Raw genomic sequence first — 15,355 nt, 5'->3', positions numbered from 1 at the left:
CCTTGCGCGCAAGGTAAGGTCGTGACCGTCCTCGGTCGTAATGCGAAGATTTTCCCTTACGCGGATAGCAAAGGGGATATTGTTTTTACCAAGAAATTCCATCCAGCCTGCGCCGACAAACTCACGATCGGCAAGCAGCAGACGGATGGTCGTCGCGGGAAAATTCGCGAGATATCGCTCCATCAGGGCGATGCGCATGTCGGTGTCGGAACACCCGCGGCCTTCGATCAGGCTCCAGACCAGGGGGACGCGGAAACGACGGGTGACGACTGCGAGCACGAGAAAGTTCACCTCGGTCTTGCCGATCTGCCAGTTGGTGCGGTCGAGCGCGAGCAGCCACGATTTGTTCAGGCCCAACAGCCGGACCAGAAGCGGGAGCGACCAGTCCTCGTCGAGATGGACGTGCTGGAAGAAGCGTTGCAACCGACGGTATGTCGACGAGGTCAGGGCCGATCCCGGTCGTTCGCAGGCAAGATGGCTGAGGTTCACGCTGCGCGCGCTGACCATGCCGATGACGATCATGCAAAGCGTCTCCAGACGGCTCTTGCTCAAGTCGAGATCTGGACGCAGGATATTCGTGAGGGCGGAGATGGCGTGGTGAAGCATCGGACGTTTCCTTGGTCGGAGTCGTCCAGTTGAATCCATCCAGCCGCCCTCAGCCAGCACTGTGTCGTGTAGTGTGGCCGGGTGTGTCCGCCGAGCTTTCCTCACTTTAAAATCAATCGGAACACGCATGCCCCTTGCCGAAGACCCTGCGAACAAGCTTGCCGCCCGTGTGATCGCGCATGTCGAAAAGACGGGCGACGAGGATATCATCGCGATCATGGCCCAGACGCTCGGCGACTCGTCCCAGACGCTGCAGGAGGCGTTCATCACCTCCGTCCGGATCCAGCGCGCCGCGTTGCGGGCGGACCGGATGCTCAAGAAGCGCGTGGCCGACCTTGAGGCGGGCGGCGTGCTTGCGGGCGACGCGAATACGGCCGGGTCGGCGGAGTGATCCCGTGAACATCGATCTCGATGCGCAGATGGCTTTCCTCATGGAGGCGGACCGCCTCAAATCCGTGCAGCGTGCCACGCGTCTTGCCGACGGGTCGCGGGTCGAGAACTCGGCGGAGCATTCCTGGCACCTGACGCTCTTTGCGCTCACGCTGGCCGATCACGCGCCCGACGAAGTCTCGATAGACCGGGTGATCCGGATGCTGATCCTGCACGATCTGGTCGAGGTATATGCCGGTGACACGCCGATCCACGGCATCGCATCCGCCACGCAGGAGGCCGATGAGGCGGCGGCGGCGGATCGCATCTTCGGGCTGCTGCCCGCGTCGCAAGGGGCCGCGTTCCGTGCGCTCTGGGACGAATTCGAGGCGGGCCAGACGCGCGATGCCCGCTTTGCCAGGGCACTCGACAGGTTTCAGCCGCCGAACCTGAACCTCGCCAATGGCGGCGGATCATGGACGGAGTACGACGTGAGCGAGGCGCAGGTCCGTGCCCGCGTCGGCACCCGGATCGAGCGCGGCGCGCCCGCCCTCTGGGCATGGCTGTCGCCCCGCATCGCGGCGTTCTTCGGCCTCTGAGCGGGATTTCTCCTGTTCCCCGAGGTCATCGGAACTTCGGGGAGTGGCGCACGTTCCTTGGCCAGCGGTGCAATTGCATCGCACCACACGGCTGGCGCAGCGATGCGTCCCCGAACCTGCAAAACGGAGATTCGACATGAAAATGTTCTTCACCACCACAGCCGCCGCCGCCCTTCTGGCGACCGCCGCCTCGGCCCAGATGTTCGGCGCGGATTACGGCACCGACCTCGACCGGACCACCTTCGACGAAGGCTTTCAGTCGACCGGATATTACGACGCCGTCGACCGCGACGACAACATGATGATCGACCGGTCCGAATACGCGACCGGCCTCTATCGCAGCTACGATACCGACCGGGATCTCGAAATCTCGCGCGATGAGTTTGAGACCGGCTACGATCGCGACATGGGCATGAGCGGGCAGGCCTACGACGCCTCCATGTTCGACACCTATGACGCCGACGCGTCCGGCACGATCACCCAAGATGAGTTCGGCGGCTATTACGGCGATACCTACACGCCATACTACGACGAGATGGACGTCAACGCCGACGAGATGCTCGACCAGGACGAGTACACGACGGGCCTCTACGAAGCGGCCGACAGGAACGAGGACATGGTCATCTCCATCGAAGAGGAAGGCTTCTTCGAGGGCTGGTTCGATGGTGACGACATCGAAGCCGAGATCGAGTCCGTGGGCGACGTCTACAACGACGACATCTGATCCCGTAAATACACACGGAACGGAAGCGCCCGCCCCCTCACCGGGGCGGGCGTTATGGCGTTCAGGTCTCCGGGAGCGAAGTTTTCCGCCGGACCAGTCCGGGGCGTTCCGGCGATCGCGCAAACCGAGATGCGTTGGGGGATTGGTCAGTCGCGCCCTGCCATGTGGAGCGCGCGCGCCGTCCCCTCCGGATCGGTGAAACAGGTCTCGTGCCCGCCCATCATCTGGATCAGGCGGAACATGCCCAGCCGCTCCGACATGTTCGGGTGCCAGCCCGTCGAATGGGGCATGGCCGTATCCATGAGCGAATTGATGTAGGATTTACCCACTTTCCACGCGGCCGGCGGCGTCTTGAGCGCGATCTTGTCGGCAAACGTCGCGTAGGGCTGCGGGCAGAGCCTGTCATAAGCCGCCTGCGCCGCCGCACCGTCGCCATCGTTGAAAAACACATCGCGCCAGACGGGATAGGTCGGGCTGAAGCGCATGTCCTCCGACGCCTCGGCGCGTTTCCTGAAGATCGCGCCCATATGCGCCGGCACGAGGTCGATCAGGCTCTCGCCGTCATGCGGAACGAACGCGTTCCAGTAGACCAGCCGCTTCACGCGATCGGGCATCCGGTCGTAGACGCCCGAGATGATCATGCCGCCATGCGAATGCCCCGCCAGCACCACGTCGCTCAGGTCATGTCCGGCCAGATAATCGGCGATCGACCCGATCGCTTCTTCAAGGCCCACGCCGGGCTCTGCGTCCGCGCCGTTCCCGCGGACGGTGGGCGTATGAACGTCCCACCCATCACCGCGAAGATGCCCCGCCACGTCGGCCAGCAAGCTTCCGTCATGCCACGCGCCGTGGACCAGAACATATGTCGCCATCTTCGCTTCCCTTCCGCGATGGTATACCGTCGCACGCAGCCTAGCCCCCGCGGACGCGATGCGCTATCCGGCCCGCGACACATCCCAGCGGAGGCCCAAATGGCGAAGATCAAGGTGGAGAACCCAGTCGTCGAGCTCGACGGCGACGAGATGACCCGGATCATCTGGCAGTTCATCAAGGACAAGCTGATCCTGCCGTATCTGGACATCGATCTGCTCTACTACGACCTCGGCATCGAGGCGCGCGACGAGACGAACGACCAGATCACCGTGGACGCGGCCAACAAGATCAAGGAGATCGGCGTCGGCGTGAAATGCGCAACGATCACCCCCGACGAGGGGCGCGTGGAGGAGTTCGGCCTCAAGAAGATGTGGCGCAGCCCCAACGGCACGATTCGCAACATCCTCGGCGGCGTCGTGTTCCGCGAGCCGATCATCTGCTCGAACGTGCCGCGCCTCGTGCCGGGCTGGACCAAGCCCATCGTCATCGGCCGCCACGCCTTCGGCGACCAGTACCGCGCCACCGACATGAAGTTCCCCGGGCCGGGCAAGCTGACGATGAAGTTCGTGGGCGAGGACGGCTACGAGGAGGAGCACGAGGTGTTCGACGCCCCCTCCTCCGGCGTGTTCATGTCGATGTACAACCTCGACAAGTCGATCGAGGATTTCGCCCGCGCATCGTTCAATTACGGCCTCAAGCGCGGCTATCCGGTCTATCTGTCCACCAAGAACACCATCATGAAGCAATATGATGGTCAGTTCATGCTGATCTTCCAGCGGATCTACGACACGGAGTTCAAGGACCAGTTCGAGAAGGCCGGCATTCATTACGAGCACCGTCTGATCGACGACATGGTCGCCTCGGCGATGAAGTGGTCGGGCGGCTATGTCTGGGCGTGCAAGAACTACGACGGCGACGTGCAGTCCGACACGGTGGCGCAGGGCTTCGGCTCGCTGGGCCTGATGACGTCGCAATTGATGACGCCCGACGGCAAGATCGTCGAGGCCGAGGCGGCGCACGGAACCGTCACCCGCCATTACCGCCAGCACCAGGCCGGCAAGGAGACGTCGACCAACTCCATCGCGTCGATCTTCGCCTGGACCGGCGGCCTGAAGCACCGCGCCAAGCTCGACGACAACGCGCAGCTGATGACCTTCGCCGAGACGCTGGAGAAGGTAATCGTCGACACGGTGGAATCCGGTCACATGACCAAGGACCTCGCCCTGCTCGTCGGTCCGGACCAGAAGTGGCTGACCACAATGGGCTTCCTCGAGAAGATCGACGAGAACCTGCAAAAGGCGCTCCGATCCAGACGGGCCCGTTCCTGATGGGCCGATTGGTGCGGGGGACGGCCCCCGCACCGCACCTGATTTACAAAAATACGACAGCAGGGCGGCGCATCTGGCCGCGGCGTGAAGATGGCCCGATCCAAACCCTCCGCAGACAGTCGTGAGCCGCACCGGCCCGCGCCATTGGCCCACACCCCGCTGGAGGACGCGCAGGCGCTTCTTCTTGGCACGCTTCTTTGCGCGCTCGGGGTGCAGTTCCTGACGGCGGCGGGTCTCGTCACCGGCCAGACGGCGGGATTGGGCGTTCTTCTCTCCTACACGACCGGCCTGTCCTTCGCGGTCTGGTTCTTCATCCTGAACCTGCCGTTTTACGTTCTCGGCTGGGTCCGGATGGGGCCACGGTTCGTCGCCAAGACGGTGATGGCCGTGACGATGGTCTCGGTCCTGACGGCCCTCCTGCCGCACGCTTTGTCCTTCGAGCAACTGGACCCTTGGGTCGCATCCGTCCTTTCGGGAGCGGTAATCGGCATGGGGCTGATCGTGATCTTCCGGCATGGCGCGTCGCTGGGCGGGGTCGGCATCCTCGCCCTCTGGATGCAGGAAAGCTTCGGCATCCGGGCCGGCTGGGTCCAACTCGGCTTCGATGCGCTCCTCTTCCTCGTGGCGTTCATCCTGCTCGACGCGCGGCTGGTGGCGGCATCGCTTCTGGGGGCGGTGGTCGTCAACCTGATCATCGCGGTGAACCACCGCCGCGACCGCTATATCGGCCGCTGATGCCCTGGCTCTGGCTTGTCCTCGCGATCGCCTTCGAGACGGTCGGCACCACCGCGCTCAAGGCGTCGGCGGGGTTCACTCGACTTTGGCCGTCGGTCCTGACGCTCGCCTGCTTCGCGGTGGCGTTGTTCCTGCTGTCGCTCGTGCTGCGGACGATTCCGGTGGGCGTTGCCTACGCCATCTGGTCGGGGCTCGGGATCGTCCTGATCGCCACGATCGGATGGGTCGCCTTCGGACAGAGGCTCGACGCCGCCGCGATCGTCGGAATGATCCTGATCGTCGGCGGCATCGTGATCATGCAGCTTTTCTCGAACACGACGGGCCACTAGGCCCGCGCGATTACCTCACGCACCGCCGCGAGCGCGGCATCCGCCTGAGCGATGTCCGCGCCGCCGCCCTGCGCCATCTCCGGCCGACCGCCGCCGCCGCGCCCGCCGAGCGCTTCGACCGCCGCCTTGACCAGATCGACCGCCGAGACGCGATCCGCCAGATCCTTGGTCACCCCGGCCGCGACCGCGGGCTTGGCCCCGGTATCCGCGATCAGGACAATCACTCCCGAGCCGAGCGCCTGCTTCTGCGCATCGATCATCGGGCCGAGATCCTTGCCCGACACGCCGGAAATCACCTGTAGGACGGCTTGGATCCCGTTGATTTCCGCCGCTTCCGCTCCGGCGCCCATGGCCATCTCGCGCCGAAGCTGCGCAATCTCGTTCTGCAGGCTGCGCCGCTCGTCCATCAGGGACTTGACGCGAGCGGGCACTTCCTCGGGCTGGGCCTTGAACAGGTTGGCGAGATCCGAGACCCGCCGGTCCTGCGCCAGCAGGTGGTCGAGCGCCGCTTGTCCGGTCAGCGCCTCGATCCGCCGGACGCCCGCGCTCGACGCCTGGTCCCCGAGCGCGACGAAGGCTCCGATTTCGCCCGTGCGGCCGACATGCGTGCCGCCGCACAACTCGATCGAATAGGTTTGCCCGTCGGCGCCCTTGCCAGATCCGTCCTTGGCGCCCATCGAAACGACCCGAACCTCGTCGCCATACTTCTCGCCGAACAGCGCCTGCGCCCCGAGAGAGCGCGCGTCGTCGGGCGACATGATCCGCGTGGCGACAGGCTGGTTCTGCCGGATGTAGCCGTTCACCTCCGCCTCGATCCGGGCGAGATCCTCGGCCGAGACCGCCGTGCCGTGACTGAAGTCGAAACGCAGGCGGCCGGGCGCGTTGAGCGAACCCCGTTGCGACACGTGATCGCCAAGTGCCGCACGCAGCGCCTCATGCAGCAGGTGCGTCGCCGAATGGTTCGCGCGGATCGCCATGCGGCGGTCGTGATCGACAACAAGCTCCGCCGCCTCGCCCGCCACAATGGAACCCTCCTCCACCTTGGCGGAGTGGATGAAAACGCCCGCGGATTTACGCGTATCGGTGATGCGCGCGCGGCCATTCTCCGTCCGCAGCATGCCTGTATCGCCAACCTGCCCCCCCGCCTCGGCGTAGAACGGGGTCTGGTTGACGACGACGCTCACTTCTTCGCCCGCCTCGGCCCGCTCGATCGCGGCGCCGTCCCGGACAAGGGCGCGGATCTGCCCTTCGGCCTGCTCGGTGTCGTAGCCGAGGAATTCCGTCGGCCCGTAATCCTCCGCCAGATCGAACCAGATCGCGGTATCCGCCTGCTCGCCCGACCCGGCCCAAGCCGCCCGTGCGCGGGCCTTCTGCTCCGCCATGGCCGCGTCGAACCCGGTGACATCGACGCCCAAGCCGCGCTCCCGCAAGGCGTCCTGCGTCAGGTCGAGCGGGAAACCATAGGTGTCGTACAGTTTGAACGCGGCCTCTCCGCCGAGCGTGCCGCCATCCGGCACCCGGGACACCTCGTCCTCCAGAAGCTTCAGCCCGCGGTCGAGCGTGGTGCGAAAGCGCTCCTCTTCACCGCGCAGCGTCTCGGTGACCAGCGCTTCGGCCCGGACCAGTTCCGGATAATGGCCGCCCATCTGCCGCACGAGCGCGGGAACCAGCCGGTGCATCACGGGGTCCGTTGCACCCGCCTGATGCGCGTGCCGCATTGCCCGGCGCATGATCCGGCGCAGCACATAGCCCCGCCCCTCGTTCGACGGCATCACGCCGTCCGCAATCAGGAACGACGTCGAGCGCAAATGATCCGCAATCACCCGGTGATGCACGTTCTGCGGCCCATTGGGCTCGGTCGAGGTGACCTGCGCCGACGCCTCGATCAGCGCGCGCATCAGGTCGGTGTCGTAATTGTCGTGCTTGCCCTGCAGCAATGCGCCGATCCGCTCCAGCCCCATGCCGGTATCGATCGACTGCATGTCGAGCGGACGCATCGTGCCATCCTCGAACTGCTCGTTTTGCATGAAGACGAGGTTCCAGATCTCGATGAAACGGTCACCGTCCTCATCCGGGCTGCCCGGAGGACCGCCGGGGATGCCTTCGCCGTGGTCAAAGAAAATTTCGGTGCAGGGCCCGCAGGGACCGGTCGGTCCCATGCGCCAGAAATTGTCATCAGAGGCGATGCGGATAATCCGCTCGTCGGACAGGCCCGCGACCTTCTTCCAGATCTGCGCCGCCTCGTCGTCGGTGTGGTAGATCGTCACCAGAAGGCGTTTGGCGTCGATGCCGAATTCTTTCGTCAGCAATTCCCACGCGAAGGGGATAGCGTCTGCTTTAAAATAGTCGCCAAAGCTGAAGTTTCCGAGCATCTCGAAAAACGTGTGGTGCCGGGCGGTATAGCCGACATTGTCGAGGTCATTGTGCTTGCCGCCCGCGCGCACGCATTTCTGACTAGTCGTTGCGCGGTCGTAATCGCGAGTTTCAACGCCGGTAAAGACATTCTTGAACTGAACCATGCCCGAATTGGTGAACATGAGCGTCGGGTCGTTGCGCGGCACAAGCGGCGAGCTGTCGACCTTGGCGTGTCCGTTCCGCGCAAAGTAGTCGAGAAACGTCGAGCGGATATCGTTCAGACTGGCCATGGTCATCCCTGTTTGCTGCGAGCGCCTCTCTATCGCCGGCCCGTCCGTCGGACAAGCGAAAGGGGCCGCCCTTGCGGACCGCCCCTGACGCATCTTCGGTTCATCACCGCGCGCGGCGGTATGCTACTCGTCGAATATCTCGTCCTTGTCACCCGCGGACATCATGAAATCGAGCCCATGCGCCGCACGTATCTTGTCTTCGATCTCCAGCGCCACGTTCGGGTTGTCGCGCAGGAACTGCTTCGAGTTCTCGCGCCCCTGCCCGATACGCTCGTCCCCATAGGAGAACCAGGCACCCGATTTGTCGACAACGCCGGCTTTCACCCCGAGATCAAGAAGCTCGCCCATCTTGGAGATGCCTTCGCCATACATGATGTCGAATTCGACCTGCTTGAACGGCGGCGCCACCTTGTTCTTGACGACCTTCACGCGCGTGGCATTGCCTACCACCTCGTCACGATCCTTGATCGACCCGATGCGTCGAATGTCGAGACGGACGGAGGAGTAGAATTTCAGCGCATTGCCGCCGGTCGTCGTCTCGGGAGAGCCGAACATCACGCCGATCTTCATCCGGATCTGATTGATGAAGATAACCATGCACTTCGACCGCGCGATTGAGCCTGTCAGCTTGCGCATCGCCTGGCTCATTAGGCGAGCATGGACGCCCACGGAACTGTCGCCCATGTCGCCTTCAAGTTCCGATTTCGGCGTAAGCGCAGCAACCGAATCGACCACCACCAAGTTGACGGCGCCCGACCGCACCAGCGTGTCGGTAATCTCCAGAGCCTGCTCGCCCGTATCGGGCTGCGAAATGAGAAGCTCATCAAGATCGACGCCCAGCTTGCGCGCGTACTGAGGATCAAGCGCATGCTCCGCGTCGACAAATGCGCAGACACCGCCTTTTTTCTGTTCCTCGGCAACGACATGCAATGTCAATGTCGTCTTGCCCGAGCTTTCGGGACCGTAGATTTCGATGATCCGCCCCTTCGGCAATCCGCCGATTCCGAGCGCGATGTCGAGCCCGAGGGAGCCGGTCGAAGTGGACTCGATTTCCGGCAGCGGGTTGTCCCCGCCGAGCTTCATGATGGAGCCCTTGCCGAATTGCCGCTCGATCTGCGCCAATGCGCTGTCGAGAGCCTTCTGCTTGTCCGCGCTTTTCTTGTCGCCCATGTCGAGTAGGTTCGCCGTTGCCATATTCTCAACCCTTGTTGCATGCTGCCGCGCAGGCAGCAACGATGGTTTATGTTCTTGTCTTGTTCCGTTAAGCCAAATGGAACTAAGTGAGAACATTTGCAAGCCCCGTGGCTTTCTTTCCACCATCGACCTGCTCGATTAAGGAAGCGTTACCGTCGTCACGGCGACGTAAGGATGCGGAGGCCGGTTGCTTATTTTCTGGAAGCAAAAGCTCGTCCTGCTCGCCGTGCCAAAAACCGGCAGCACCGCGCTTGAGGCGGAACTGGCTCCGGTTGCCGACGTCGCCGTTGTAAACCCACCGGGCCTGAAGCACTGCAGCGTACGCAAATACCGCAACCGGCTTGCCCCGTTTTTCGAGCGGGATGGACAACGTCCGATGGAGTTGGTTGCGGTGATGCGCGAGCCGATAGATTGGCTGGCGAGCTGGTTCCGCTACCGCGCACGCACGGCACTTGATGGCCAAGCGAATTCGACCGCGCGGGTGGATTTTGACGCTTTCGTCGCAGCATATCTTTCCGACGCCCCCCCCGACTATGCACGCGTCGGTTCGCAGGCAAAGTTCCTGGAGGGTGGGGTCGATCATCTCTTCCGCTATGATCGCTTTCCCGATCTGGTGGCCTTCCTGGAGACGCGCCTCGACCGGAAAATTGAACTTTCGGAGAAGAACGTCTCGCCAGCGCGCGACGCATTATTGTCCGACGCCTTGCATGATCGGCTATTGCACGAACGGCGCCGAGACTTCGATCTATGGTGTTCGCTCTGCAACGGGTGACGGAGAACCACTGCTTTCAGACCGCATAGCAAGGGCCCGCTCCACGGTCTGCGTAAGGTCAGCAAGCGAGAACGGCTTGGGCAAAAACACCGCATTCGGCACGGGCGCGCTCGTCTCGGACATTGCGTCTTGCGTGTAGCCGGAGATGAAGACCGTCCGGACCTCAGGGCGGTCGATAAGCGCCTTGCGCACCCACGTTGGACCGTCGAGCCCGGGCATCATCACGTCGGTCACGAACAGGTCCACCCTCAGGGCCGGATCCGCCAGCCTGTCGAGGGCAACTTCCGCGCTCTCGGCCTCCACAACGTCATAGCCGCGCAACTGCAAAGCGCGCGAGGCAAAAGCACGGACCGGTGCCTCATCCTCCACGAGAAGAACCACCGGCCGTACGGGCTCAGCATTGGAAGGACGATCATCAGACATCTCAGCGCCCGAAGTTCCGGCGCTTTCGGAGCCGTCTTTCAGATTAGCTTCGGTGGACGTCTCCAACCTATCATCCGAGGCATCCTCACCCGATTCTAAAGCACCCTTTTGTTCTTCGTCGGCAAACAGGTTGGAAACTTCATCTTCGAGAAGATCATCATTCAGGGAGGCTCGCGACGTCGCTGGAACGGACATCCCGCCAAGCATACCCGAAATGATCGGGTCAACCTCGGCTTCCTGCTGGATAGCACTGTCTCCGATGGAGGCGCCTTCACCAACCTTCTCATGCCAGTTGCCAGCGTGGAGCAGAGTCGGCGCCTGCGCATTCTGGTGTTCGGCTCCAACATCGCACGCCTGTTTGTTCGCGCCGGTCGGCGGAGCGCTGTCAATCGCCGCCACGCCCGCGTCCCGCTCCGTTACGGACTCCGTTGCAAAGGCCTGAAGCGCCTCGGGCACGACTCGTTCGAGCAACAGAGGAATCGGGGGTCTACCAGCGGCTCGACCGGACATGTTCAAGCCAGCCTCGGCCGCAGTGAAAAACAGGCTGAAGTTCGTTCCTTTGCCGACCTCGCTGTCCGCAAAAATATAACCGCCCGACTGCTTCACGATGCCATAGGCCATCGACAGACCAAGCCCCGTCCCCTCGCCCGGGCGCTTTGTCGTGAAGAAGGGCTCGAAGATTCGCGCGAGATCCTCTCTGGCAATGCCCGTCCCGTGATCCTGCACACTGATCACCACATACTGGCCAGGCGGGACGGTGACGCGGTCCCGCTCCAGCGCGACATCAAGGTAGCGGCACCGGGTCTCGATGAGGATCTCCCCGCCATCAGGCATGGCGTCGCGCGCATTGACTACGAGGTTCATCAGCACCTGCTCGAGTTGCCGACGGTCGCCGCGGATCGGAATCAGGGCCGGATCATGCTCCAGCCGCAAGGAGATGCGCTCCCCGACAAGTCGGTTGAGCAGATGCGTCAGGTCGCCAAGTGTGTCACGGAGATCAACGGGCTTCATCTCCAGAGTCTGCTTCCGGGAGAAGGCGAGGAGCTGCCCCACAAGTGCCGCAGCGCGGTTCGCGTTCTGCGTGATCTGGTTGAGGTCGGCGTGATCCGGGTCGCCCGCCGCATGACGCAGCAGCAGCAAGTCGCAGTGCCCGGATATCGCTGTCAGAAGATTGTTGAAGTCATGCGCCACGCCGCCGGCAAGCTGGCCGATAGCCTGCATCTTCTGGCTCTGGACGAACTGCGCCTCCATGGTCTTGAGTTCAGTCGCGTCATTGAGCACCGCGATAAGACCACCCTCGTCGCCGGTAAGCGGACGGCCGAGCGTGATCTGCAGGTACGTTTCACCCTTGATACCGGCAACGCGCACGACTTCGGCCCTGTGGAGACCACGCCCGGACGTGGCCTCGCAGATCCAGTCCTTTACGCTTCGGCCAAGTCCTTCGACGATAGCGGCAAGCCGTGTCTCTTCTCCGATTTCGGGCAGCAATTCGCGGGCATGTCGATTTGCAAATATGATGTGCCCCGACCCGTCCAGCCGCAGCAGCGCGACCGGAAGACCGTCGAGAACATCATTGTCGTGGCTTTCGGCCACTGCGGGCAAAAGGAACAGTTCCTGACGCCCGTTGACCGGTTCCGATACGGCGACGCGCACCGGCTGCATCCCGCTTTCGGAGATGAGGTAGTTCAGCGTTCCGTTTTCAAGCGGCAGTGTTTCGAACAGGTCGCGCAGACGCTTCGCTCGGCGGCCGGCCAGTCCACGAAGCGCTTCGTTCATGTAGAGGATCACCCCGGACGGTCCGAACGTCAGCGCAGGCAAGCCGACACCATCGGGGGCGCGGGACGGCCGGTCGACAAGATCCTCAAGTCGCCACAGAAAGCCGCCAGGAACACGGTGGACCGCCACACGAACGTGACCGCGACGCGTGACGACGTCCTCGCGCGCCGTCCCTTCTGCATTCGCGCGTCCGGTCGCGGCGGACCGCAACCGGTGCACAACGGAATCCGGGTTGGCGAATAGCGGCTCCAGCGCGCGGGTCATCGTCGCACCGTCCATCCGCCCGAACCGGTCGATTGCGGCAACGTTCTGGAAAAACAACGCGCCATCCTCGTCGGTGCAGAATGCAGGCGCACTGTCATGCTCGAGAAACCCCATCACGGTTCTCAGCCGACGCCGCGCCAGTCCGCGCACCAAGCTGGCCGCGACGCTCAGCGCCAAGACGATCGTGCCAAGCGCAACGGCAGAGACGAGGAGAAGATCACGCGAAGGACCCATTCGGGTGAAGAAGGAAGCAGCGAGCGCGCCCAAGGCCACGATCAGGAAGACCGAGGTTCCGGTACGAAGCCGCCGAAGCAGAAAATGCGTCGCGCTCAACTTGTTCTCCTCGGAAACTCAGGTCGCGGCCCTTCGGCCGAAAGCTTTGCGCGAAACTATCTGCCACAAACCTTAACGCGGCATTAATGACCCGTTTCGAAGAGATCGATTCACCCCCGCCGCAACACGCTGAGATAAAAGCCATCAGTCCCTTTATCCGGCGCGGTGGACCAGGTCGTCTCGACGGCCAGTCCCCCGATTGCGGCGCAGGCGGCCTCGACCAGATCGCCGTTTTCCTCGTCAAGCACCGAGCACGTCATGTAGCCGATCCATCCGCCCGGACACACAAGTCGCGCCGCGCGCGCCAAGATCGCGTCTTGCGTCGCGATGAGTTCGGACAACCGCTCCGGCGTCAGCCGCCATTTGGCTTCGGGCGTGCGCCGCCAGCTTCCCGACCCACTGCAGGGCACGTCTACAACTACACCGTCGAAGGGTGCCTCTGCCTCGGGATCCTCGACCGGCGTCACGACCACACCGGCCCGCTCCGCACGGACCGGCAGGTCGCGCATCCGCTCCGGCGCGGCGTCGTGGACAAAGAGCGGCCCGGCTCCCCGCCCGGCCATGGCCAGCGTCTTACCCCCACCGCCCGCGCAAAGATCCAGCACCCGCTCTCCAGGCAACAGCGGCAAGCGGTCGACCAACCCTTGTGCACCTGCGTCCTGAAGCTCGCAGATGCCGTCCTCGAACACCGCGAGACGCGAAAGACCCCGCGGCGCCCCCGCCACACGAAGCGCTGTGGGAAAATCTGGGATCTCCTCAGCCGTGACACCCGCCTCTGCAAGCGCAGCCTGCACTACATAGCGATCCGCCCGCGCGAGATTCACACGTAAATTGATCGGTGCTCGGTCGCGCATGGCATCCAGCACCGCCTCCGTCCGATCACCGAGAGAAGCCGAGAAGCGCGGCAGCAGCCAATCCGGCACGTCCAAGGCCACGGCGCGCGGCGGCTCGGCCACCTTTGGCAGCGTGATCGGCTCCGGCGCGTATCCTTCCCCGGTGAACAGCGTGGCAGGATCCAGCCCCCGCCCCGCCAGCAAGCCGGCCATCACGCCCGGCGCCGCCATCGCCTCCGGCGCAACATCGCCCTGCCCCGCCACCCACGCCGAGGAGCGTAGCCGACGCAAGGCGTCGAACACGTGATCGCGGACGGCCGCCCGGTCTTTCGAACCCGCAAACCGACTCCCGCGCGCCCAAGCCAGCAGCTCGCGCTCCGCCGATGCTTCGCTCCCGAGAACGCGGTCAAGGACCTCGATCGCGGCCTGTACGCGCGCGCCCGGAGTCATGAACGTCGCCTTGCAACATATTGCCGATGAGGGATAATGTTCCATCCTTCAAAAATTGTGTCAGTCGTGGCTCTGTGCGCCTTTTCATGAAGCCCATTGAAAATAATGATGTTCTCTTCTCCACGCTTAACCGGCTCATCAATCAAGAGTTTACGCTCACCGACCACTGGAGGAAAGGCCATCGCTCCGTTGCGGAAACGTCCACGGCGCTTAATGACTCGCGAGCTCACTTGATGAGCCGGCACGGAGGACTTTTCGCTCAATTTAAGGTTGAGAGTCGGTGCTACACCTTTGCTCGAGTCCCAAAACCCGCGGAAATGGTCCGCGGCTGCCTCCCCGCGATCTATACGCCAAGATCGGGTTACGGGAGCTCGTGACGAAGCATAAAGCAGCGTTCGAGACTGTCGATTGGTGAAAAGCTGGCCGGCGCTTTGCAGCGGCTTCCTGATAGCCGACCCTGAACTGGCCTAACCCGCATAATTCATGAAGCTGCGGACTTGTGCTCCGTGGGATGGTTTCCCCGGTCTCGGTTTTCTTGCGCGCACCCGGTGTTTGCGTCCGGTTGGCAGGCCGGCCGGTGACTTGGGTCTTGGGCGATACGGGTTGATGTTTCTGGGTTTGTCGGGGCGCATGCGTCAGGCTGTTTTCGGTGGGGCGAGGGCGTCGAAGAGAAGGAGGAGAAGTCCCTTTCGGGGACACGATGCCGGCAGGGTCACGATGATCCGGGTCTTCTTTTCGACGATGGTGGCGGCCAGTCTGACGAGATGCAGCCGCAGCGTGTCGAACTGGGCGCGGCGCCATGGTGAACGTTTTGGGCAAGCCGCGCGAAGCTTCCACCAGACCCAGTAGGCGCAGCCGTGCAGCATCAGGCGCATCTGGCTGGCGTTGGCTTCCGAGCACGACGTCCGGTCTGCTGCGAGGTGGGCCTTCCACGCCTTGATGTGGTTCTCGGCCTGGCCCCGGGCGGAATAGAGCTTCTCGTAAAGGTGCTTGCCGCGGCCGCCCTCGAGGTTGGTGACGATGTAGCGGGTGTCCTGCCCCATGGGACCAACCTCGACGCGGGCGATGACGCGGCGGGGTTTCGACCACGAGCGGGCTGCGT

14 protein-coding genes are annotated in these 15,355 nt (G+C 63.4%); 7 read left to right on the top strand and 7 right to left on the bottom strand.

Annotation, left to right across the window (positions count from 1 at the left end):
• Positions 1–606, bottom strand: a 606-nt coding sequence (locus JSE7799_RS04500) for a transposase (RefSeq protein WP_370736642.1), incomplete at its 3' end; no start/stop codon positions are given.
• Between the two features lie 127 nt (positions 607–733).
• Between JSE7799_RS04500 and JSE7799_RS20900 the strand changes: the two genes are divergently transcribed.
• The 3 genes from JSE7799_RS20900 (at position 734) to JSE7799_RS04485 (ending at position 2,298) form a co-directional block, all read left to right on the top strand.
• Positions 734–997, top strand: coding sequence for a hypothetical protein (locus tag JSE7799_RS20900; protein WP_055662550.1), 264 nt, complete (start codon positions 734–736; stop codon positions 995–997).
• Between the two features lie 4 nt (positions 998–1,001).
• Complete coding sequence (locus JSE7799_RS04490) at positions 1,002–1,574, top strand: HD domain-containing protein (protein ID WP_055662549.1); 573 nt, start codon at positions 1,002–1,004, stop codon at positions 1,572–1,574.
• Positions 1,575–1,710: 136 nt separating this feature from the next.
• Complete coding sequence (locus JSE7799_RS04485; RefSeq protein WP_055662548.1) at positions 1,711–2,298, top strand: EF-hand domain-containing protein; 588 nt, start codon at positions 1,711–1,713, stop codon at positions 2,296–2,298.
• 146 nt (positions 2,299–2,444) lie between these two features.
• Here JSE7799_RS04485 and JSE7799_RS04480 read toward each other — a convergent pair whose 3' ends face one another.
• Positions 2,445–3,170: an alpha/beta fold hydrolase gene (locus tag JSE7799_RS04480; RefSeq protein ID WP_055662547.1), complete on the bottom strand. Its 726-nt coding sequence runs from the start codon at positions 3,168–3,170 to the stop codon at positions 2,445–2,447.
• A 99-nt stretch (positions 3,171–3,269) separates the two neighbouring features.
• Between JSE7799_RS04480 and JSE7799_RS04475 the strand changes: the two genes are divergently transcribed.
• From JSE7799_RS04475 to JSE7799_RS04465, 3 genes are all read left to right on the top strand, one after another.
• The gene (locus JSE7799_RS04475; protein ID WP_055662546.1) at positions 3,270–4,499 is read left to right on the top strand and encodes an NADP-dependent isocitrate dehydrogenase; all 1,230 of its coding nucleotides are present in this window, start codon (positions 3,270–3,272) and stop codon (positions 4,497–4,499) included.
• A 90-nt stretch (positions 4,500–4,589) separates the two neighbouring features.
• Entirely contained in the window at positions 4,590–5,234 is a 645-nt protein-coding gene (locus tag JSE7799_RS04470; protein WP_055662545.1) for a YitT family protein, read from the top strand.
• Positions 5,231–5,563, top strand: coding sequence for a DMT family transporter (locus JSE7799_RS04465; protein ID WP_186201837.1), 333 nt, complete (start codon positions 5,231–5,233; stop codon positions 5,561–5,563). Before JSE7799_RS04470 ends, JSE7799_RS04465 begins: the two co-directional genes overlap by 4 nt.
• Here JSE7799_RS04465 and alaS read toward each other — a convergent pair.
• Positions 5,560–8,208, bottom strand: a complete 2,649-nt coding sequence (gene alaS, locus JSE7799_RS04460; RefSeq protein ID WP_055662543.1) for an alanine--tRNA ligase — start codon at positions 8,206–8,208, stop codon at positions 5,560–5,562. The genes JSE7799_RS04465 and alaS overlap by 4 nt on opposite strands.
• 123 nt (positions 8,209–8,331) lie before the next feature.
• Positions 8,332–9,402, bottom strand: a complete 1,071-nt coding sequence (recA, locus tag JSE7799_RS04455) for a recombinase RecA (protein ID WP_055662542.1) — start codon at positions 9,400–9,402, stop codon at positions 8,332–8,334.
• A gap of 187 nt (positions 9,403–9,589) precedes the next feature.
• Here recA and JSE7799_RS04450 point away from each other — a divergent pair, with 187 nt between their 5' ends.
• On the top strand, positions 9,590–10,174 hold the full coding sequence (locus JSE7799_RS04450; RefSeq protein ID WP_055662541.1) for a hypothetical protein: 585 nt from the start codon (positions 9,590–9,592) through the stop codon (positions 10,172–10,174).
• Here JSE7799_RS04450 and JSE7799_RS04445 read toward each other — a convergent pair.
• From JSE7799_RS04445 to JSE7799_RS04435, 3 genes are all read right to left on the bottom strand, one after another.
• Positions 10,148–12,904: a hybrid sensor histidine kinase/response regulator gene (locus tag JSE7799_RS04445; RefSeq protein WP_144431553.1), complete on the bottom strand. Its 2,757-nt coding sequence runs from the start codon at positions 12,902–12,904 to the stop codon at positions 10,148–10,150. The genes JSE7799_RS04450 and JSE7799_RS04445 overlap by 27 nt on opposite strands.
• Before the next feature lie 176 nt (positions 12,905–13,080).
• Positions 13,081–14,253 carry an RsmB/NOP family class I SAM-dependent RNA methyltransferase gene (locus JSE7799_RS04440; RefSeq protein ID WP_055662539.1) on the bottom strand — a complete coding sequence of 391 codons (1,173 nt, stop codon included), beginning with the start codon at positions 14,251–14,253 and terminating at the stop codon, positions 13,081–13,083.
• Positions 14,254–14,888: 635 nt separating this feature from the next.
• Positions 14,889–15,355, bottom strand: a 467-nt coding sequence (locus tag JSE7799_RS04435) for a transposase (RefSeq protein ID WP_144431552.1), incomplete at its 5' end; no start/stop codon positions are given.

Origin of the sequence: Jannaschia seosinensis (assembly GCF_001408515.1) — a bacterium.
GTDB lineage: Bacteria > Pseudomonadota > Alphaproteobacteria > Rhodobacterales > Rhodobacteraceae > Jannaschia > Jannaschia seosinensis.
This window is presented reverse-complemented; position numbering and strand designations above follow the sequence as displayed.

Coding starts and splice junctions, on each gene's coding strand:
- JSE7799_RS20900 (WP_055662550.1), top strand. CDS start 734: ATGCCCCTTGCCGAAGACCCTGCGAACAAGCTTGCCGCCCGTGTGATC.
- JSE7799_RS04485 (WP_055662548.1), top strand. CDS start 1,711: ATGAAAATGTTCTTCACCACCACAGCCGCCGCCGCCCTTCTGGCGACC.
- JSE7799_RS04480 (WP_055662547.1), bottom strand. CDS start 3,170: ATGGCGACATATGTTCTGGTCCACGGCGCGTGGCATGACGGAAGCTTG.
- JSE7799_RS04475 (WP_055662546.1), top strand. CDS start 3,270: ATGGCGAAGATCAAGGTGGAGAACCCAGTCGTCGAGCTCGACGGCGAC.
- JSE7799_RS04470 (WP_055662545.1), top strand. CDS start 4,590: ATGGCCCGATCCAAACCCTCCGCAGACAGTCGTGAGCCGCACCGGCCC.
- alaS (WP_055662543.1), bottom strand. CDS start 8,208: ATGGCCAGTCTGAACGATATCCGCTCGACGTTTCTCGACTACTTTGCG.
- recA (WP_055662542.1), bottom strand. CDS start 9,402: ATGGCAACGGCGAACCTACTCGACATGGGCGACAAGAAAAGCGCGGAC.
- JSE7799_RS04440 (WP_055662539.1), bottom strand. CDS start 14,253: ATGACTCCGGGCGCGCGCGTACAGGCCGCGATCGAGGTCCTTGACCGC.